16 protein-coding genes are annotated in these 21,082 nt (G+C 52.9%); 2 read left to right on the top strand and 14 right to left on the bottom strand.

What is annotated here, in order from left to right; all coding sequences use genetic code 11:
- Positions 1 to 6 precede the first annotated feature (6 nt).
- From A3849_RS22130 to A3849_RS22100, 7 genes are all read right to left on the bottom strand, one after another.
- Complete coding sequence (locus A3849_RS22130; protein WP_074113346.1) at positions 7 to 1,185, bottom strand: GGDEF domain-containing protein; 1,179 nt, start codon at positions 1,183 to 1,185, stop codon at positions 7 to 9.
- A 49-nt stretch (positions 1,186 to 1,234) separates the two neighbouring features.
- Entirely contained in the window at positions 1,235 to 2,395 is a 1,161-nt protein-coding gene (locus tag A3849_RS22125; RefSeq protein ID WP_074113345.1) for a diguanylate cyclase, read from the bottom strand.
- Positions 2,396 to 2,534: 139 nt separating this feature from the next.
- On the bottom strand, positions 2,535 to 3,911 hold the full coding sequence (murC, locus tag A3849_RS22120; RefSeq protein ID WP_074113344.1) for a UDP-N-acetylmuramate--L-alanine ligase: 1,377 nt from the start codon (positions 3,909 to 3,911) through the stop codon (positions 2,535 to 2,537).
- A gap of 7 nt (positions 3,912 to 3,918) precedes the next feature.
- Complete coding sequence (locus A3849_RS22115; protein WP_074113343.1) at positions 3,919 to 5,295, bottom strand: bifunctional folylpolyglutamate synthase/dihydrofolate synthase; 1,377 nt, start codon at positions 5,293 to 5,295, stop codon at positions 3,919 to 3,921.
- 6 nt (positions 5,296 to 5,301) lie between these two features.
- Entirely contained in the window at positions 5,302 to 7,938 is a 2,637-nt protein-coding gene (locus A3849_RS22110) for a valine--tRNA ligase (protein ID WP_074113366.1), read from the bottom strand.
- A 661-nt stretch (positions 7,939 to 8,599) separates the two neighbouring features.
- Positions 8,600 to 9,868 (bottom strand): LysM peptidoglycan-binding domain-containing protein, encoded by a 1,269-nt coding sequence (locus A3849_RS22105; protein WP_074113342.1) that lies wholly within the window; start codon positions 9,866 to 9,868, stop codon positions 8,600 to 8,602.
- A gap of 139 nt (positions 9,869 to 10,007) precedes the next feature.
- Positions 10,008 to 11,423, bottom strand: a complete 1,416-nt coding sequence (locus tag A3849_RS22100; protein WP_074113341.1) for a glycosyltransferase family 4 protein — start codon at positions 11,421 to 11,423, stop codon at positions 10,008 to 10,010.
- A 161-nt stretch (positions 11,424 to 11,584) separates the two neighbouring features.
- Here A3849_RS22100 and A3849_RS22095 point away from each other — a divergent pair, with 161 nt between their 5' ends.
- Positions 11,585 to 12,826: a GGDEF domain-containing protein gene (locus A3849_RS22095; protein ID WP_074113340.1), complete on the top strand. Its 1,242-nt coding sequence runs from the start codon at positions 11,585 to 11,587 to the stop codon at positions 12,824 to 12,826.
- A 143-nt stretch (positions 12,827 to 12,969) separates the two neighbouring features.
- Here A3849_RS22095 and ypfJ read toward each other — a convergent pair whose 3' ends face one another.
- Positions 12,970 to 13,818, bottom strand: coding sequence for a KPN_02809 family neutral zinc metallopeptidase (gene ypfJ / locus A3849_RS22090; protein ID WP_074113339.1), 849 nt, complete (start codon positions 13,816 to 13,818; stop codon positions 12,970 to 12,972).
- A 234-nt stretch (positions 13,819 to 14,052) separates the two neighbouring features.
- On the opposite strand from ypfJ, the gene A3849_RS22085 reads away from it, so the two are divergent.
- Entirely contained in the window at positions 14,053 to 14,262 is a 210-nt protein-coding gene (locus tag A3849_RS22085; RefSeq protein ID WP_074113338.1) for a hypothetical protein, read from the top strand.
- A gap of 229 nt (positions 14,263 to 14,491) precedes the next feature.
- Here the strand turns inward: A3849_RS22085 and A3849_RS22080 are convergent, their stop codons facing one another.
- From A3849_RS22080 to A3849_RS22055, 6 genes are all read right to left on the bottom strand, one after another.
- A complete protein-coding gene (locus tag A3849_RS22080) occupies positions 14,492 to 15,430 on the bottom strand; it encodes an RluA family pseudouridine synthase (RefSeq protein WP_074113337.1) in 939 nt (312 codons plus the stop codon).
- A gap of 23 nt (positions 15,431 to 15,453) precedes the next feature.
- Positions 15,454 to 16,755: a glutamate-1-semialdehyde 2,1-aminomutase gene (gene hemL / locus A3849_RS22075; RefSeq protein WP_074102313.1), complete on the bottom strand. Its 1,302-nt coding sequence runs from the start codon at positions 16,753 to 16,755 to the stop codon at positions 15,454 to 15,456.
- A gap of 77 nt (positions 16,756 to 16,832) precedes the next feature.
- Entirely contained in the window at positions 16,833 to 17,831 is a 999-nt protein-coding gene (hemB, locus tag A3849_RS22070; protein ID WP_074113336.1) for a porphobilinogen synthase, read from the bottom strand.
- Between the two features lie 211 nt (positions 17,832 to 18,042).
- Complete coding sequence (gene cobA, locus A3849_RS22065) at positions 18,043 to 19,590, bottom strand: uroporphyrinogen-III C-methyltransferase (protein ID WP_074113335.1); 1,548 nt, start codon at positions 19,588 to 19,590, stop codon at positions 18,043 to 18,045.
- A gap of 5 nt (positions 19,591 to 19,595) precedes the next feature.
- The gene (hemC, locus tag A3849_RS22060) at positions 19,596 to 20,546 is read right to left on the bottom strand and encodes a hydroxymethylbilane synthase (protein WP_074113334.1); all 951 of its coding nucleotides are present in this window, start codon (positions 20,544 to 20,546) and stop codon (positions 19,596 to 19,598) included.
- A complete protein-coding gene (locus tag A3849_RS22055; RefSeq protein ID WP_218619256.1) occupies positions 20,543 to 21,007 on the bottom strand; it encodes a hypothetical protein in 465 nt (154 codons plus the stop codon). The genes hemC and A3849_RS22055 overlap by 4 nt, the downstream gene beginning before the upstream one ends.
- Between the last annotated feature and the right edge of the window lie 75 nt (positions 21,008 to 21,082).

The raw sequence follows: 21,082 nt of genomic DNA, 5'->3' as shown, positions 1-21,082 counted from the left end.
TTCAGGTTACGAACTCCCAGGGGTTTCCCGGCTTCGCACCACTCGGTTTCTTCCTTGCTGTTTGGCTTGATACAACGCTGCATCGCTTAGTCTGTACAGTGTATTCAAAGGGACCCGCTCCCCCGAGTGGACCGTGATGATGCCGATGCTCACTGTGTAAGGTATCGGAATGTCATCAATCACCGCATCCAGCACACAGCGGCGCAGCTGTTCAGCGGTTTTTCCACTGGCTTCCTCATCCGAGCTATGCAGCAGTATAGCGAATTCCTCACCGCCGAATCTGCCGAACAGGTCGCTGTCGCCAAGCTGGCCCTGTATTTTGCGGGAAAAGTCCCTTAGCACCTTATCCCCGGTATCATGCCCGTAAGTATCATTCACATTTTTGAAATGATCAATATCAAGCAATAGAAAAGAAAAGGGGATATTCCCTTTGGCTGAATCGGCTATCTTGGAGCGGGCACGCTGAACAAATGATCTGCGGTTAAGAATTCCGGTCAGTTCATCGAAGGTGGCAGCCCTTTCCAGCTCCGCATAGGATTGTTCGCGGGACAGAAGCATGAATCCTGAAGTACCCAGGAACATCAGCAAATACATACCGATATAGTACAAGGTTTGGAGGAATTCAGGAGCAAAGGAGTCCCTAGCCGCTGGTAAATAGAATGTTAAGGCTGCCCGCCCCAGCAAAGTCAGAATCACCATTCCGTAAAGCAGGCCCATCATTTCCTGCAAAGGTGTTTTTTTGCCCTTTATGCCTAAGATGTAAGCTGGATACACTATAAACAACACCCCGGATAGCGTTGCCGAGGCGATGTGCAGCGGCTTCTCAGGATACAGAATATAAATAAGCAGCAGGGAAAGAGCGGACAATCCCGCCAGAGAAAAATAATAGGTTCTGACCCGGCCCGAATAGGCCCCCAGCAGTTTCAGGAGGGAAAAGGCTTCCACCGTACCTGCCGCCAAGCTCAGGAGGACATTAAGCGGAAGAGTATACCGGAGGCCAAGGAAATCCTCTAGCATCAGGAGCAGCACGATGACCAGTTGAAGAAGCTTTGCCGCCACAAACAGTCCGGTAGTTCTATCTTTTGACTGGCGTGAACGGTAAGCGATAACAAGAAGTACTGTAAAAAAATTGCCAAAAAATAGACAAACCAGCAGTGTCTTCAGATCCAGATGGACGCCTATCAAACTCACTCCTTGTTGGTGGAACCCTATGTATGCCGCTGTCCCGGCAATTCTAGCCGGACCGTACTACACAGTTTCGGCCTTGCTGCTTCGCCTGATACAACGCCTGGTCACTAAGCTTGTACAGCATGTTCAGGGAAGTCAGGGGACCCGGAAGAACGGTAACAATACCAATACTGACTGTGTATTCCCCGGGATATGTAAAGCTGGAGGCCCCCTCCTCAACCGCTTGCCTTAGCCGTTCAGCCTTGCGGCTGCTGTCTTCTTCATCAAGTCCGCAGAGTAAAATTGCAAATTCTTCTCCGCCCACTCTGCCGAACAGATCCAAGGTTTTCAGATTGCTCTGGATGGTGAACACGAAATCCTGCAGGACTGCATCGCCAACGTCATGGCCCCTTGAATCATTCACTCTTTTAAAATGATCAAGATCCAGCAGCAGCAGAGAGTACAATTCCTGTTTTTTTACTGCCTGGGCCAGTTTCTGTTCCGCTTCCTGCATAAAAGTCCTGCGTCCCAGGATACCGGTAAGCCCGTCATAGGTGGCCATTCTTTTTAACTTCTCATAAGTGTGTTCATTGGATAAAAGGATAAAAGCTGACGAACCGACGATCAGCAAAAAGAACATGCCCAGAAAATATAAAAACTGCGGCAGGTTTGACGAGAGTGCCTCCATACCGGGTTCCAGAAACAGGGCAGTCATCGACCGGATCAGCATCACCGCAGCAAACAGGTAAAAAATGAAGCCCAGCAGTCCCTGCAGAGGCGAGCCTTTTCGATTCTTCATCAAACGGAAGGCAGGATAAACCATGAACAGTACCGCCCACAGCGACGCGGTGGCTACCCGTATATTCGGTCTGTTATAGAACAGGGCAACCATCCCGTAGCTGATCACACTGCAAACGGAAATTGTCCAATAATACAGCTTAGCTTTGCGTCCTAACAGCCCCGTCATCAAAAGAAGAGCAGCAATCTCCAACCCTCCCCCGACAAGAATTAGAGCGTTGCTAAGAGGTATTGCTAGATAATGAGGCATCACATTCCATAACAGGAACGAGGACCAATAGGCCACTTGGAGCCATTTCGCAGCTATAAACAGGGTGGAGGCCCGGTCTCTGGACGAATGAAGACGGTAAAAGCTTGTAAGCAAGGCCGTAAACAGATTCCCAAAAATAAATAGATATAACAGTGTTCGGATATCAAGCTGTACAGCCATAAGTCACACCACCATGTGCGGGGGAATAGATAAATGCTTGTCCCATTACAAGCAGAAACGGTATAGCCATCCCTTTAGTATAAAGAGCGGTATCCGTTTCTGCGTAAAATGTGCAAATATTAGATTGTAGGCTTCAGGCTCAGTGTTTCTTCAGTTCCTCTGCCAGTGCATACCCAACCTTCCAAATGTCTCCCGCTCCCATTGTAATCACGAGATCCCCTGGAGCAATCCGGCCCTGCAAGTCAGCCAATACAGCCTCCTTGGTCGGCAGATGTCTTGCGTTGGCATTGCTGTTCTGTACAATTAATTCCACCAGTTTGGCAGAACTGACCCCTTCGATCTGCTTCTCTCCGGCCGGTGAGTAAATGTCAGTGAGAATCACTTCATCGGCTTCACTGAAAGCACGGCTGAAGGCATCCAGCAGGAAAAAGGTCCGTGTATATCGCTGCGGCTGGAATACGGCAATAATCCGTTTGCCTGTTGCCTTGGCTGCGCTGATCGTTGCCTGAATTTCCGTAGGATGATGCGCATAATCATCGATGACAAGAATATCATTAATCTCCCCGAGCACTTGAAACCGGCGTTTAGCGCCATGGAATTTCACGATGGACTCTGCGATCGCCTGGAAAGAAATTCCGGCTTTCAGACAGGCAATCACTGCTGCCATGGAGTTGTACAGATTGTATTTTCCGGGAATGGACAGCTCAATGCGTCCCAGTACCGTACTGCCAAAATTCATGGTATAGGCCACCTGCCGGTCACCTAAAACGATATCCGTCGCAATGTAATCTGCGACACTCGAATGAATGCCGTAGGTGATAACACTGCCTTTGACCTCAGGCAACAGCGAGGTAGCTGTTTCATCATCCGCACATACAATTGCCGTACCGTCCTCACGCATCTGATTCATAAATTGAACGTAAGCAGCCTTCAACCGGCCGAAATCGCCCCCGTAATTCTCCAGATGATCCGCTTCAATGTTCGTTACGATTCCCAGCCAAGGATGGTACTGCAGGAAGGAGCCGTCGCTCTCATCCGCTTCGGCCACGACGTACTCCCCTTGTCCGGCCTTGGCATTCGTGCCGACATTCATAATTTCCCCACCGATAATATAAGTAGGGTCCACTCCGCAATCTTCCATAATCAGCGCGATCATGGAAGAGGTTGTGGTTTTGCCATGCGCACCGGCAATGGCTACGCCCTTGCGTTCATTCAGCAGCCGGGCCAGCATTTGCGAGCGGTGCAGGATCGGAATCTTGAGCCGTTCCGCTTCTACCCATTCCACATTATCACTTGAGAGGGCCGTGGAGTATACGACAAGGTCTGCACCTTTTACCTGCTCTGCCGTATGTCCAATATACACTTTGGCGCCTTTAGCTATTAATTTATCGGTCAGTTCCTGAGCCGCCACGTCGGAGCCCGTTACCGTATATCCCATCTCCAGCATTACCCGGGCAATAGCGCTCATACCATAGCCGCCGATCCCTATAAAATGCACACGTTCAGTAGTATCCAACAGTTCGTCACCAGCCTTTTTCAGAATTGGGTTGCCGTAAAAGCGTACTGCGCACATCAGAAATCAAATACAGCGTTCCGGAGACGACTGCAAGGTCTTTCTCCGCTGTGATCGACTGCAGAAGCTGCAGCGCCCTACCCCAATCATGTTCTACTATAATTACCAAATTTTCTTTGGCATATTTCTCCCGCAGACGTTCTGCGATAGCCTGCAGATCTTCCGCGTCCATTTTCTTCCGGAAATCCGGTTCGGTCAGGATGAGCGTATCCACTATAGGCAGTATATGCTTGAAGTATGACTCATGATGCTTATTTGCCAGCATCCCCATGAGCAAATTTAATTGATTGTACTTATAAAACTGCGGCAAGCTTTTGGCCAGACTCTCCGCACCTTCGGGGTTATGCGCCCCATCCAGCACGATCCGCGGCGAAGAATACACTTCCTCCAGTCTTCCTGCCCAAAAGGTGCTGCGGAAGCCTTGCTGCACATCCTCGTCTTCCAGCATAAAAGCCATATATTGACGCAAGACCTCCAGCGCCATCATCGCTCCGGCTGCATTACTGAGCTGGTGCTCGCCCTTCATTGCGATGTCAAGCTCCAGTGAACGGAAAGGACCCTTGAAGGTGAAGGACTGCAAGCCCTCCTTGACTGTAGCGTTGCTGTAGCTGAAATCATCTCCGGCAAGGTAGAGTGTGGACTTGGTCGCGGCAGCTTTTGCCTTGAGCACTGCGATTGCCTCCGGCTGGCTAACACAGCTGACGGCAGGAACACCCGGTTTGATAATCCCGGCTTTTTCACCCGCAATCTCTTCTACAGTCTCTCCCAGAACATCAGTGTGATCGTGGCCGACATTTGTAATGATGGACACAATCGGGGTTACAATATTCGTTACATCCAGCCTTCCCCCAAGACCAGTCTCCCATACGACAACATCGGGATAGCAGACTTCCGCATAATAGAGAATGGCCAGAGCGGTGGCCACTTCGAACATTGTGGGTGAGCCCAGCTCAGTCTGTGCAATCTTTTCGACCAGCGGATGAAGTTTGTTCGCAAGCTCTGCCAGCACCTCTTCAGGAATATCCGTTCCATTGTACTGAAAACGGTTCGTGAATTTGGTGATGTAAGGAGACGTGAAGGTTCCAACGCTGTACCCGCTGTTCATGAGCACACTGGTCAAAAATGCACAGGTCGATCCTTTGCCGTTTGTACCCGCCACATGAATGAATTTCAGCTTGCGCTGGGGTTGGCCCAGCAGCTCCATCAGGCGTTCAATCCGTTCCAGACCCGGACGGATGCCGAAAGGAATCAGGCCGTTAATCCAATCCACTGCTTCTGTATAAGAACTTAAGGGAGCGGTCCCGCCGCTCCCGATCCACTCATCCATAGTCGCTTATCCTCTCAGCTCTGCGATGCGGGCCAGCACTTTTTCACGTTTGGCAGAGTAATCTGCCTGCTTCGCCCGTTCCTCTTCGATGACTTTAGCCGGCGCTTTGGCGACAAAGCCCTGATTGCCGAGCTTTTTCTCCACGCGCTCTACTTCGCTGTTTAGTAGTTGCACTTCTTTTTCCAGACGGGTAATTTCTTGTTCGATGTCAATTAGACCTGCAAGCGGCAACAGCAGCTCTGCTCCAGTAATCACAGCGGACATAACCTTATCCGGTGTTTGCGGATTGAGGCCTGCCTCGAAGGAAGATGTGTTGCAGAAACGCCCAATGTAGTTATCGTTGCGGGCGATAATGCTTAGTGTTTCTTCGCTCGCTGCTTTGATGATCAGCTCTACCTTTTTGCTCATCGGAACGTTGACTTCAGCACGGACATTACGAACCGCGCGGATCACATCCATCAGCAGGTTCATTTCCGCCACAGCCTGCGGCTGCTCCAATGCAGCTTCGTACTTCGGCCATTCGGCCAGCGTAATGGTATCCCCTTCATGCGGCAGATGTTGCCAGATTTCCTCGGTGATGAACGGCATGAACGGATGAATCAGACGCAGCGTACAGTCAAGCACATAGGCAAGCACCGATTGGGTCTTAGCCTTGGCCGCAGCATCCTCACCATACAGCGTAAGCTTGGAGAACTCAATGTACCAGTCGCACAGGTCATCCCAGATGAAGTTGTACAGGAGACGGCCGGTCTCGCCATACTCGTATGCGTCAATTAGACGCGTAATATCACGAGAAGTTTCGTTCAAACGATGTAAAATCCAGCGGTCTGCTGTCGAAAGCTCACCCGTAATGTCAATATCTGCAAAGCTTACACCCTCCAGATTCATAAGCGCAAAGCGCGAGGCATTCCATATTTTATTAGCAAAGTTACGGGCCTGTTCGACCTTCTCAATGCGGAAACGAAGATCCTGGCCAGCCGTGATACCTGTGGAAATCATATAGCGCATGGCATCCGCGCCATATTGTTCAATAACATCCAGCGGATCAATACCGTTACCGAGCGACTTGGACATTTTGCGTCCTTCTGCATCTCGTACCAGACCATGTATCAGCACATCGGAGAACGGCTTCTTCCCTGTAAATTCAAGCGCGCTGAAGATCATCCGGGCTACCCAGAAATAGATAATATCGTAACCGGTAACCAGCACATTGTTCGGAAAATAACGCTGATAGTCGCTGCTGCTCTCATCCGGCCAGCCCATTGTGGCAAACGGCCACAGATTGGAGCTGAACCAGGTGTCAAGAACGTCCTCATCCTGCTTCAAGTCATCAAGTCCGCTGATTTCGCGGGCTTCCTCTTCGGTATCTGCTACAAATACTTCACCTGTAGACTCGGAGTACCATGCCGGAATGCGGTGTCCCCACCACAGCTGGCGTGAAATACACCAGTCACGCACATTTTCAATCCAGTTCAAATAGGTTTTCTCAAAACGCTCCGGAACGAAGTTAACTCCAGACCCATCCTTCTGTGCGGCGATGGCTGCCTCCGCCAGCGGCTTCATCTTTACAAACCACTGGGTGGACAGATAAGGCTCAACTACGGCTCCTGAACGTTCACTGTGTCCAACCTGGTGCACATGGTCTTCAATAGACACCAGAACGCCCTGTTCCTTGAGATCCGCTACGATCGCCTTGCGGCATTCACTACGGTCCAGGCCCTGGTAAGGGCCGGCTTCTTCGTTCATCGTTCCGCTCTCATCCATCACATTGATCTGCGGCAGATTGTGGCGCAGACCCACCTCGTAATCGTTCGGGTCATGAGCCGGGGTGATCTTCACAGCCCCGCTGCCGAATTCCTTATCAACATAATCATCAGCAATAATTGGGATCTCTCGGCCAATGATCGGCAGAATCAGGGTTTTGCCAATAAGATCTTTATAACGTTCATCCTTAGGATGTACCGCTACTGCTGTATCGCCAAGCATGGTCTCCGGACGTGTGGTTGCTACTGTAATGAAGCCTGTGCCGTCTTTAAGCGGGTAACGAAGGTGATACAGATGTCCGTTAACTTCCTTATATTCCACTTCGATATCGGACAAAGCCGTACGTGCAGCCGGGTCCCAGTTAATAATCCGTTTCCCGCGGTAAATCAGGCCTTTGCGGTAGAGCTCGACAAATACCTGGCGTACCCCGCTGGACATCCCTTCATCCAGGGTGAACCGCTCGCGGGAATAGTCGAGAGACAGGCCCATTTTGGCCCATTGTTCATGAATGGTCTCAGCGTACTGGTCCTTCCAGGCCCATACCTGCTCCAGGAATTTCTCACGTCCCAGGTCATGCCGGGAAACGCCCTGCTGGCGCAGCTTCTGCTCCACCTTCGTCTGGGTCGCGATACCTGCATGGTCTGTTCCCGGCAGCCACAGCGTATCGAAGCCCTGCATCCGCTTCGTGCGGATCAGAATATCCTGCAGCGTGAAATCGAGCGCATGTCCGATATGCAGCATTCCCGTCACGTTCGGCGGGGGAATAACAATACTGTAAGCCTCTGCATCCGGACGTTTACCGGCTTCAAAGAAGCCATGCTCCATCCAGTAAGCATACCATTTCTGCTCTGCTGCCTTCGGATCGTATGTGGTCGGCATATCGCTTTGTTTGCTGCTTGGCGCCTGTGGCTGTTCCGCATCCTGCAAATCAGTCAGCTCAGCCGTTCTGTTCTTGTGATCAGCCATAGTTGAACCCTCCATTTGAATAACAAGTTATAAACACAAAAAGACCCTTCGTCTCAAAGGACGAAAGGTCATTCTTTCGCGGTACCACCTTTGTTTCGCACTATACAAAAATAAACCTTCGCCCCCGGTTCCTCACGGTTCCAAAAGCTTAGCGCGACACTCATGCAGATAACGGCTGCGTCCGGCCACATCCTACCCTGTGCATCACATCTGCGCAACAGGCTTAGAAGGGCGACTCCGGGGCGACTTCGGGGGCTGCATCCTGCGGAAATTCACAGCAACTACAAATTCCGCTCTCTGAAGGGCTAACCGCCTACTCTTCCCGTTCCCAGTCTTTTGCTTTTACTTAATCCCATAATACATTCAGTACTATTCCTAGTCAACCAGCATATGCACAAACTGCGGTTCTTATACTATACTCCGTCCCACAAGCAGAAACGGATTCGCCGTCCTTAAAAGGACGGTATCCGTTTCTGCGAGAAAGATAAGGATAATTTATAGCATGAAACATATAAATTCTTATCTTTTGCAAAAATCCCGGCCTTGCCCGGCCGGGATTCTTACTGAAGTAATCTCAGGGGATGTACAAAACCTGACCTTCCTCTACGTTCTGTCCGGAGAGTCGGTTGTACATCACCAGTTCCCTTGTACTTAGCTGATATTTCTCTGCAATGGTGTCCAGTGTTTCTTCCCGCTGGACAATGCACAGCCGGACTTTGCGGAACAAGTCTGCGCTGCCCCGGCCCCCGATGAACCGGCTTTTCCACTCTGTATCATTACCGGTATCCGGTACTGCTGCCGGTCGGGCCGGCTCCTGGATATGCTGCTCCTCCTGTTCCTTCCGGGCCCGGCTGGAGCTAAGAAGAGAAGAGAAGGTAAGCTGCTCCCGTTCTTCTTCTTTCGGTTCTTTTTTGCTGCCAAGACCAATCTTCAGGTCAGGTTTCTCCTCGGATACAGGCCCTACATCAGGCGATGCAAAAGCCTCATTGTTCTCATTCTCCTGCTGCTGTTCTGCTGTAGCTTCAGCTTCATCCGGCAAGCTTGCCGCTTTTTCCACAGCTTCCGCGAGGTGTGAAGGCTCTTCCTGATACACTGAATGGATCTCTAAAGCCGGCTCACCCGTCTTTGCCTCCAGGACATCATAACCAGTATTAGCATCGAGACTGTGGGTCCGGGCTTTAGCCTCCTTGTCCTTTGACTGCGGCTCGGCTACTGCGGCGGGCTGGATGTATCCCGCTTCTGCCGGAAGCTCCGAATTCGGCACAGGAGCCGAAGCCCCGGCATCGGCAGCGTTGCCATGCCCGTTTCCTTGAACATGTGCCGTAATGTCAGTTGCTCCTTCTCCATAGGTCCAGAGCGAATTCTCATAGAGTGCATCATTCTCATGCTCAAACTTGTCAGCAGGAGCTACCTCTAACCGCTCCTCATCTTCAGCAGAATAAGCTACTGTATATTCCTCCTGCTGCCAGGCTGGCTGCGTATCGCCGCTCCCGATTCCGCGCAAGGATAGTACGCCTGTAATATTGACTGTACGCATCGTAAGCAGATCAATATCAAAATTCTCGATCTCCACCCCTATGTCTTCAAGCGAGCTGACCCGTGTCAGCGGAACTGTGATTTCTACGGGAATCGCATGCTCCAAACGCTGGGTCCGGTCATCTTCTCCCCGGTAGAGTCCGGTAAGCAGCAATTGACCATACAGCTCGGCACGGTCCTCCCGCTGAATTACCTGGATGTCCGGGATCAGCTCAACCTCTTCCAGCTCAGCGATTCCCGGAAGTTCTGCAGGCAGATGAATGCGTTCATAAATATCAAACCGCAAGCCGTGGGACTGGTCAAACACGGGAAATGTCCTCCTTCTTGGCATAATCTAACCCTGAGACAAGCCCAGAGCATAAGCCCAAAATGTTACTCCCCTCATGTATATGCTTAAATCCGTAAGGCATGACAACTTTGGACGCAGCATATGCCAGGGAATGCCTCTACTCCTTGAGAACCATTTGGGCATCTGGAATGCAATAATCCTGCGGGAGCCCCTCACGCAAAGCATGAGCCAGCGGACGGTAAGAGATCATATGTTCCAAACTATCCGCAGGATGAAATGCCTGAGGTAATCGATTATGTTCCTCACCTTTATTGATCTTTCCGGGAGCGGGATAACAGCTCTGCCCCTGCAGCATCGACAGCGCTTCATGGTACGCCTTCAGTGTCCCCGCCGCCATACCATCCAGTGTACGGTTATGCTCAGCCCAGTGGCGGGCCTGCTTCCCGGTCCGCAGCCGCAGTTCATCGTCCTGAAGCAACTGCTCAAGCTGTCCCGCCAGTGCCGTGGAATCCTCTGCCGGTACAACAAATCCCGTCACTCCATGCTGCACCATTTCCGGCATCCCCGCCGCTGCGGCTACAACCGGCGCAATTCCGGCAAGCTGCGCCTCCGTCACTGAAAAGGGCTGTGTGTCCTGCAGGCTGGGCTGCACATAAATATCGGCGGCGGTCAGCGCAGCTGGAATATTGTCTATTTTTCCGGTGAAAAATACCCGCCCCTGCATGCCCAGTTCCAGGACTTGCGACTGCAATTCTTCTGTAAGGCTGCCAATTCCGGCAATTGCACATACCCAGTCCTGACGGCTGTGCTGCAGAATTCCCAGAGCCGCAATCAGCACATGTACTCCTTTGATATATTCCAGGCGTCCGGCGTACATAATTACTTTGAGTCCGTCTCCGAACTTAAGCGGGGCCGGGAGCGCCGCCTTCGCGTCGTACTGCTTCACATCCATGCCATACGGCAGTGTATGAATGGGTGCCCCACCCGCATCCTGCTGGTTCACCAGCCTCCCGATCCAGTCCGAAGAAACTAGAATAAGGTCAGAGGACCGGACTCCCATTCCCTCGAGCCGGCGAAAATAACGCCAGATCGCCCGTTTTTCATACTCTTTTCGGGTAAGCGCTGGTTCGAGGCCCTTATATTCAAAATAGGATTCATACGCCAGCGCTCCGTGAAAGCTCGAGACCAGAGGTTTACGCACCTTCATAATCCGCCGGAGAGCATAGGCAGAAATAGGGTCCTGCGCATGGATCACATCATACTTCTCCAGGCCCAGAACCGCTGCCCCGCCTTCAAAGACGTAACGGCCCAGCTCAAAGCTGAAGATACCATGCTCCAGATGCAGATGGGGAAACTGGTCCTTATCGAGCTGTGGGAGCAGCGCGTTATAGAGAGTTTTTTTGTCAAAGGAAATTCCCTGGTCCAGCAGATACAGGGTATGATCTTCCGCACGGCTTCCCATCAGCGTAACCTCATGTCCATATTCATTCAGCTTGTCAGCCAGCTGCTTCATGTATGTCCAAATCCCGCCCATATTCGTAAGCCCCCAATAGGTGACCAGCAGTATCTTCATCCGCTTCTCTCCCCGGTTCCAAAAATAAAACGAACAAAATATTATATGAACTTCCCCCATGCCGGGACATGGACAAATGGCGAATTTTCTAAAATAACTTTTAATCACAACCCGAAATTTTCGGGTATAATCGGAATAACTCCTGAAAGGAAATCAACGTTATGTCCAAAGCAAGGGTATTTGACCTTTTTCTGTTTTTTGCCTCTGTGGCCATAGCTTTCGGCGCGAGGCACGCTATAGTGCTAGACCATACATATCTCAAAGCTCTGATCTTATATTGGGCTTTTTCAAGTATTTATTATCAACTGCGCATTGTGACCCGAAGCGGCAATTCGAATATAGATTACGCGATCAGCTACACCTCCTCTTTCGGGATTTTCGCAGGGCCTCTGGGCACATTTCTGTTCGAGGTACTATACCGGTTCACGGTGTTTTTCTATAAAAAGAAGACCAAAACCGCGGACCCCGGAGAATTTCTGGATACCTTTTACAATATCGGTTCCTTTACGATTGGCGGTTCGGCGGGGTACTACCTGTACACTCTGCTCCATCCTTATGCAGCACATACACCACTGGGCTACTGGCTGCTGTTTCTTCTGGTAGTCTGTGTGACGACATTCGTGTCCTCGGGTTTCCTGACGCTTACCTTTGCGCTCTCAGGTGATATCACCACCCGCAAAGAAGCTATGGACCTGCTGCTGCGGGGCAGAAATCTGCTGGACTTCAGCAAGGTGACTTTGACGAATGCCTTGCTGCTGCGGCTGCTGCAGATGGAGAAATGGGAGATGCTGATTGCGCTCTTCCTGCTGAACTATGTCGTGAGTATCTCCTTCTATTCCAAATCACAAAGCGCCCAGCATAAATTTGAACGGGACAAGTTCGAGCAGATGGCCTACCGGGACTTTTTGACCGGAACGTTCAACCGCGCCCATATGGATAAGATGATGAAGGAGCTGAACCACAGCAGTGAGTGCATCGGTATCGTGGTGGCGGACATCGACCGGTTCAAAAAAATCAACGATACCTATAACCACGCCGTCGGCGACCGGGTGATCATCCACTTTGCCAATACGCTAAAGTCGCACATGCAGGAAGAGGACATTCTGTTCCGCAGCGGCGGCGAGGAATTCACCATGTTCCTGAGACACAAATCCTTTGAGGACTGCCACGCGCAGATTCAGGGGATTCTGGACACGATTGCCGGACACAGCGTTACTGCCGAGTATGAGGACCAGCGGATCAATGTTGTGTATTCTGCTTCTTTTGGCCTGTATTATTACAAGGCGGAAACGGGACAGCGGACCTCAATGGAGAAAGGGTATGTGTATGCCGACCAGCTGTTGCTGGAATCCAAGAAGCTTGGCCGTAACCGGCTATCGTTCAAAAATGAGCTGGAAGCCTGAGCGGGCAGAGGCCCTGTTCTAGCTGCACTGTCTTTTTCAGGGACGGTACCTTATATACGTAAAACGGCTGCGCCGTCCTTCACTGGACAGCGCAGCCGTTTTGAGGTTCGAGGTTTATGAAGTTGTCGCCTCACCTGCTTCCCCTAAAGCTCGGCAGCATTAAAGGTATCTCCGTCCTCAAGGGTCCCTGAACGGAAGCCTTTGTAGAACCAGCGCTTCCGCTGCTCTGAAGTGCCGTGGGTGAAGCTGTCGGGCACCGCATAACCTTGAGCCTGTTTCTGAATCGTATCATCGCCGACCGCACTCGCTGCCGTCAATGCTTCATCCAGATCGCCCTCTTCCAGAAGATTCATCCCTTGGGCATGTTTGGCCCAAACGCCGGCCAGATAATCGGCCTGAAGCTCAAAACGAACCTGGTATTTGTTATATTCCTTCTCACTCATGCTCTGACGGACCGAATCCAGTTTCTCCGTAGTGCCGAGCAGCGTCTGTACGTGGTGTCCCACTTCGTGGGCAATCACATAGGCCATAGCGAAATCCCCCGGCGCCTGGAAGCGCTGCTGAAGCTCGTCATAAAAGCTAAGGTCGATGTACAGCTTGGCATCACCCGGACAATAGAACGGCCCCACCGCCGACGTTGCCGTGCCACAGGCCGAATCTACACTGCCGGTATAAAGTACGAGCGTCGGGTCCTGATAAGTCTTCCCCTCTTCCTGGAAAACCCCGGACCACACTTCCTCCGTATCCGCCAGTACAACGGATACAAAGTCGGCCAATTCCTTTTCCTGAGCCGTCTGTTCGTAAGGTGCCGAAGTATTCGTGCTGCCGGATGTCAGACCTCCAAGAATATCTCCGACATTCCCTCCGCTGAGGAGCGTTACAATCACAACAATAATGATGCCTCCGATTCCGCCGCCGATCATCTTTCCCCCGCCGCCCATTCCCCGGCGGTCCTCCACATTCGAGCTGCCTCTTCTACCCTGCCATTTCATGGTGTAGCCCCCCGTCATATAAACACTGTCTAATCACGCAGCAGAATCTTATTTCTACTAGTGTTATATACCCAAAATCCGTTTGCCTGCTTTACTTCACAGTATCCAGTTTCTTACATGCTATTGACTTTGTCTACCATTCAGGTTGGACACAATTATGGTCCGGTATTTCAGGGTTTCACCAACAAAGACTGGCGGGAATATACTTAAAAAATTAGAAAGGAGGCTGTTTGCATGACAAGTGCTGATCCTGTATATCGAATTTTGAAAGGATTTGAACAAAAGCAAGAGGCGGCATACCCGCATGCCGGTAGTGTGGAGGACCCCAGGGATTTCAGAACGGTGATGAAGCATATCTATGAAGCCGGCTATATCGATGCGGGCAAACTGACTCAAGCGGGTCAAGGCTATATTCAGGCGTATGAGCGCCGGCTTAACATCTGATCGGCGAGACACGCAGCAGGATCCCGGCATAAGCAGCCGCTACTATCGGGAATCCGCTTCAGAATGTCATACGTCAACAGAATGTCATACGTCGAACAAGAGCCCCCCAAGGCTGTGCCGGAGCGCAGCCTTGGGGGGCTCTTGACTTCAGTAAACGGGTTAGCGCGATGAGCAGGCTCACGGGAACAGTATGAGCCCGGACCTTATAAACCACTCATCATCAGGGCATTCAAACCTGCAGATCTGCTCCCAGCTGTTCACGCAAGAGCAGCATATCCTCAGGCCATGGATCGGACACTTCAAGCTGTTCTTTGGTCCATGGATGATTGAACGCAAGTATTTCACCATGCAGTGCCTGTCTTCCGATACCGCTGGAATGAGGAAGCCGATCTGTATTCCAGGCCGGACCGCCGTACAGCACATCTCCGAACAGCGGATGGCCCATGTGACTTAGATGGACACGGATCTGATGCGTCCGCCCGGTTTCAAGCTGCACCTTAAGCACGGTACCGCCCTGCAGAATCTCCCGGCCAATGATCCGCGTCACCGCATCCTGCCCGCCCGGAGAGACCCGACGGCGTGCCGCATGATGACGGTCGCGGCCAATCGGGGCATCAATTACCTTCAGCCCGGGCGGCACAACGCCTTGCACGATCGCGGCATACAGCCGCGAGACGGATTTGGCACGCATATCCTCGTCAAGCACAAGCTGTGCATACTCATTCTTCGCATACAGCACTGGACCTGTTGTGTCCTTGTCCAGACGGTGAATATGGCGTACGGCGACTCCCCCGCCTGAAGCCGCATAATGGGCGGCAACCCCATGATCCAGAGTGATCTCATTCCCGCTGCCATCCGGGTGGACCGCCATGCCCGCAGGCTTATGGACAACGAGGCAGAAGTCATCCTCGAACAGCACTTCAAGTGCCGTCCACGCCGGCTCAATGCCCGCCTCCCGGTAAGGGAACAATCCCAGCCGAAGGCGGTCTCCCTTCCACTGTACGCCACCCTCGCGGCGCAATCTTGAATGGAGCTTAGCGGGCATACCCACGGTTTCCAGCAGCCACTGATCTATGGCCGCTGCCGGATCTGTAGCCGCGGTAATTACCCGTCCAGGCATGGCCTCCAGCCATTCTCCGCGGCGGGTCCAGGCCCCGCCGCCCGTCATGGATAACGGCTCCTTCTCTGCCGTCACAGGGATTTCAAGGCCTGATAATGGGCCTCCAGCGTATCATCAATATCCTGCTCGCTGTGTGCAGCAGAGACGAACATGCCTTCAAATTGTGAAGGCGGAACACTGATGCCCTGATCCAGCATTTTGCCGAAATACGCACGGAACCGGTCCAGATTACTGGCTTTGGCCGTATCATAATTGATGACCGGACCTTCAGTAAAGAATGGGCAGACCATGGAGCCCACACGGTTAATGGTCAGCGGAATGCTTGTATCCACCGCGTTGCGCATAAGTCCTGCCTCCAGACGCGCACCGAGGACTTCCAAACGGTCGTACACCTCCGGTGTCAGTAGTCTAAGTGTTGTCAGACCCGCTGCCATTGCAAGCGGATTGCCGCTGAGCGTTCCCGCCTGGTAGATCGGTCCGGTTGGAGCAATCTGCTCCATGATTTCCCTTTTGCCGCCATAGGCGCCTACCGGAAGGCCTCCGCCAATCACTTTGCCGAAGCAGGTAAGATCCGGCTCCATGCCGAACAGCCCCTGGGCACAGCCCCGGTTCACCCGAAACCCGGTCATGACCTCGTCAAAAATAAGCAGGGCACCATATCCTGTAGTCACCTTACGCAGACCCTCCAGAAATCCCGGAAGCGGGGGCACTACACCCATATTCCCTGCAATCGGCTCCACAATTACAGCAGCAATCTCATTGCCGAAACGTTCGAAGGCGATTTTGACCCCTTCCAGGTCATTGTAAGGCACGGTGATCGTATTCATAGCCACGCCTTCAGGCACACCGGGACTATCCGGCAATCCAAGTGTAGCTACACCCGATCCGGCTTTGATCAGCAGACTGTCTGCATGGCCGTGGTACGAGCCTTCGAACTTGAGGATTTTACTTCGTCCGGTATACCCCCGTGCCAGCCGGATCGCACTCATGGTAGCTTCGGTTCCGGAATTGACCATGCGCACGATATCAACCGAATGAACCCGCCCGACCACGGTTTTGGCCATTTCCGTCTCCAGCAGTGTCGGTGCGCCAAAGCTTGTCCCTTTGACTGCCGTCTCCTGCAGCGCCTTGACCACTTCAGGGTGGGCATGGCCCATAATCAGCGGACCCCAAGAGCAGACGTAGTCGATAAAGCTGTTGCCGTCGATATCATAAATGCGTGAACCCGCGCCATGATCCACATAAACCGGGGTGAGCCCCACGGATTTGAACGCCCGGACCGGACTATTCACTCCACCGGGGATATACTGCTTGGCTTCATCAAAAGCCTTGCGGGAAGCCTCTTCCCGCCGCGCCAAAGGCAATTTGCTCATTGTCACCACTCCTATCCAGTTCATAATGTGCTAAAGAAATGACCCCGCTGCTGCCAGGTCTGTTGCATTCAGCTCTGTTATCCGCGCAGCCAGCGGGCTGCATCCTTGGCAAAATAGGTAATAATGATGTCCGCTCCGGCGCGTTTCATCCCGGTCAGCATCTCTAGTACGACAGCCTGCTCATCAATCCAGCCTTGCAGAGCCGCCGCTTTGACCATGGAATATTCACCGCTCACATTGTAAGCTACCAGCGGCAGATCGAACTGGTCACGAATGGTGCGGATCACATCCAGATACGCCAAAGCCGGTTTCACCATCAGCATGTCCGCACCCTCAAGTACATCTGAATCCGCTTCGCGGATTGCCTCGCGCAGGTTCGCCGGGTCCATCTGGTAGGTTTTGCGGTTTCCGAACTGAGGTGCGGAGTCAGCGGCTTCACGGAACGGCCCGTAGAAGGCCGAAGCATATTTTACCGAATATGACATGATCGGCACATGCTCAAATCCATTCTCATCCAGTCCGGCACGGATCGCATGCACGAACCCGTCCATCATATTCGACGGAGCGATAATATCTGCACCCGCCTGAGCCTGGGACACTGCCGTGCGGGTCAACAGTTCAAGCGAAGCATCGTTAATCACATCGCCATGCACAACGCCGTCCACCGTATGGGTATGAACCATGCCGCAATGTCCATGATCCGTGAATTCACAGAGACAGGTATCGGCAACCACCAGCAGCTCGGGGTACCACTTTTTAATCAGCCGTGTGGCTTCCTGCACAATGCCATCCTCAGCAAACGCAGACGAGCCGACTGCATCCTTAGTTTCGGGAATCCCGAACAGCAGCACAGCCGGAATGCCCAGCGCCGCAATCTCGTCCACTTCCGCCTTTAGCGTATCCAGGGAAAAATGATACACGCCCGGCATCGAGCTGATCTCACTTTTCACACCTGTTCCATAGGTGACAAAAATCGGCTGAATGAAATCGAGCGTATTCAGGATTGTCTCCCGCACCATGCCCCGAATTCCTGCTGTTCCGCGCAAACGGCGGTGTCTTGTAATTGGAAACCCCATAATATTATCCTCCTGTACAGTACATATATAAACCCGAATCGAGTGAAGGCAAAACCCAGTCAATCCCCGATGGTGATGACAATAACGATTCCCATCCGGTCAATACGACAAAATTCCATCTATTTCAACGAGTCATAACCATAACAACAATCCACGTCAGCGAGTCATATCCAGAACCCATCGCTCTCAGCCAGTCAGAACAAAGTCCAATTTACTTCAGCCTTGTGGTCTCGTTCCAGCGGCAGAGCTCCTGCACCAGCGCTTCGATCGTCGCTTCTTCAGGAAGAAGTCCCGGTGTCAGCCCCGCCTCTACGGCGGTTTGTTCAGTCACGGGACCGATACAGGCAATCTTGACGCCTGCCAGCAGCGGAAGCGGATCTTCAAGCCCCATGCGCTGCAGAATGCTGATGAAGTTGCGCACCGTCGATGAGCTGGTAAAAGTCACTGCGTGGATCCGCTTTTCTTCCAGCAGCTTGAGCAGCTCGATATCGTCTTCACCCGTCACCACGGTCTCATAGGTGTCCACTTCCGTCACCTCCAGGCCGAGCTCCCGCAGCTTGTCCGGCAGCCACTCGCGCGCCAGATCGCCGCGCGGAAGAAGCACCTTCTGCCCCGGCTGCAGCCTTGGCCCGAAGGCTTCAAGCAGCCCCTCTGCCTGGAAGCGTGCAGGCAGCTCCTCAGCCACCAGCCCGCGCTGCGCAAGCGCCGCGGCTGTACCCGGACCCACCGCGCCGATCCGAGCGCGGTGCAGCCTGCGGATATCCACCTTCAGCTCTGCCAGGTGGCGCCAAAAAAACTCCACGCCGTTCGCGCTCGTAAAGAATACGTAATCGTATTCTTCCAGCGCCGCCAGCGCGGCGGCAATACCTGCTTTCTGCTCGGCACCTTCGGGCATCCTCGTCTCAATGACCGGGAACTCGTACGGCTCTCCGCCGAGCTCCTCAATCCAATCCACCAGCTCGCTGGCCTGGCTGCGGGCCCGTGTAACCACAATGCGCTTGCCGAACAGCGGCAGCGCCTCTGCCCACATGAGCTGCTCGCGCTGCAGCACAACCTCGCCGACAACGATCACGGCCGGCGACTGGAAATCAGCCGCCTTCACCTTCGCTTCAATGTCAGCGAGCGTCCCCGTAAGCGTCTCCTGATCCGCACGTGTCCCCCAGCGGACAAGCGCCACCGGTGTCTCCGGCGGCCGTCCATGCTTAATCAGCTGGGCGCTGATGTAGCCAATTTTGGCTACGCCCATTAGGAATACCAGTGTACCCGTTGCATTCGTCACTTTATCCCAGTGAATGGAATGGTCCAGCTTATCCGGGCTTTCATGGCCTGTGATAATGGACAGTGAAGAAGCCATATCCCGGTGGGTCACCGGAATGCCGGCATACGCCGGAACACTGATCGCCGAGGTAATCCCCGGCACAATCTCATAATAAATACCGTGTCTGCGCAGCAGCTCCGCCTCTTCACCCACACGTCCAAAAATCGTCGGGTCCCCGCCCTTCAACCGGACTACCGTTTTGCCTTCCAGCGCCAAATCAACGAGCAGCTGATTGATCTCTTCCTGCTTCATCGTGTGGCGGTCTGGGAGTTTTCCTACATATATTTTTTGCCCGCCGGGCTTCATCCATTTCAGCAGTCTGGGACTGGCCAGCCGGTCGTATACCAGCACATCCGCCTTCTTAATACAATCCAGACCTTTGACCGTAATCAGCCTAGCATCCCCAGGTCCCGCACCTACCAGATATACCTTCCCCGTCATTTCTCTCATCCCCTTGCATCCGCCAAAATCTGTTCCGCTCCTCTGGCGATGAGCTTTCTGGCTACCTCTTCACCCAGCTGCACCGGGTCATGCCCGCTGCAGGTTTCCTTCAGGATGACCGAGCCATCCGGTGTTCCCACCATTCCTGTCAATGTAATCAGCCTTTGGGAGGCTGACTTCACAGCTTCATTGTCCAGCACGGCAAAAGCGCCAATCGGCACCTGGCAGCCGCCATTGAGAGCGCCTAGAAAAGTCCGCTCCGCCGCTACCGTAAGCGCCGTCTGCTCATCATTGTATAACGCCAGCAGCTTCCTCAGCTCGGCATCATCCACCCGGCACTCAATCCCGAGTGCGCCTTGCCCTACAGCAGGCAGGCATACCTCCGGCGGCAAATACGCAGTTACCCGGTCCTGCCAGCCCATCCGGGCCAGCCCCGCCGCCGCCAGCAGAATGGCGTCGTATTCGCCATTCGCAAGCTTACCCAGACGTGAGTCGATATTGCCGCGCACCGGCTCAATCTGAAGATCGGGCCGCAGCGCTGCAAGCTGGCTGGAACGGCGGAGGCTGCTTGTGCCTACGCGCGCACCCTGCGGCAGATCTTCAAGCGCAAGACCGCCGCTTGAAATCAGACAATCGCGGGGGTCCACACGTTTCGGAACCGCACCATTCATCAATCCCTCCGGCAGTTCGGAGGGCATATCCTTCATACTATGTACAGCCATATCTATCTCATGGGCCAGCATCGCCTGCTCAATTTCCTTGACGAACAATCCCTTGCCGCCAACTTTGGACAGCGTTACATCGAGAATCCGGTCTCCCTTGGTTACAATCTTATGAACTTCAAAAGTAAACCCAAACCCATGCTCCCCGCTCAGCCGCTCCAAATCGGCAATTACCTGCCCCGTCTGCGTGAGCGCCAGCGCACTTTGTCTGCTGCCTACAATAATCTTCCTCATGCCTCATCCCTCCTGGTACCTGGTAACCTGCCTCTGCCATTAATTCCGTACGGGCTGGCCGTTTGTGGCGCTGATAACGGCAATTCTGCCGTTATTTCGCCCGCTTCCAGCCCCGGCTGCTCATTCAAAGGTATTTCTACCTTTGTTTCGCCCGCTTCCAGCCTCGGCGGCTCATTCAAAGGTATTTCTACCTTTGTTTCACACGCTTCCAGCCTTGGGGCCTCAAACAAAGGTATTTCTACCTTTGTTTCGTCCACTTCCAGCCTTGGCGGCTCATTCAAAGGTATTTCTACCTTTGTTTCGCCCACTTCCAGCCCCGGTGCGTCATTCAAAGGTATTTCTACCTTTGTTTCGCCCACTTCCAGCCCCGGCTGCTCATTCAAAGGTATTTCTACCTTTGTTTCGTCCGCTTCCAGCCTTGGCGGCTCATTCAAAGGTATTTCTACCTTTGATTCGCCCACTTCCCGCGCAGGCACCTGCGTCACATTTGACGAAAATCTCATCTCATAATTCATACTTTTAGAGTCATGAGGCAC

It is taken from the genome of Paenibacillus sp. P46E, from assembly GCF_001909095.1.
Lineage (GTDB): Bacteria > Bacillota > Bacilli > Paenibacillales > Paenibacillaceae > Paenibacillus_AQ > Paenibacillus_AQ helianthi.
Note: the sequence above shows the minus strand (reverse complement) of the source record. Positions and strands in the feature narration are given on the sequence as shown.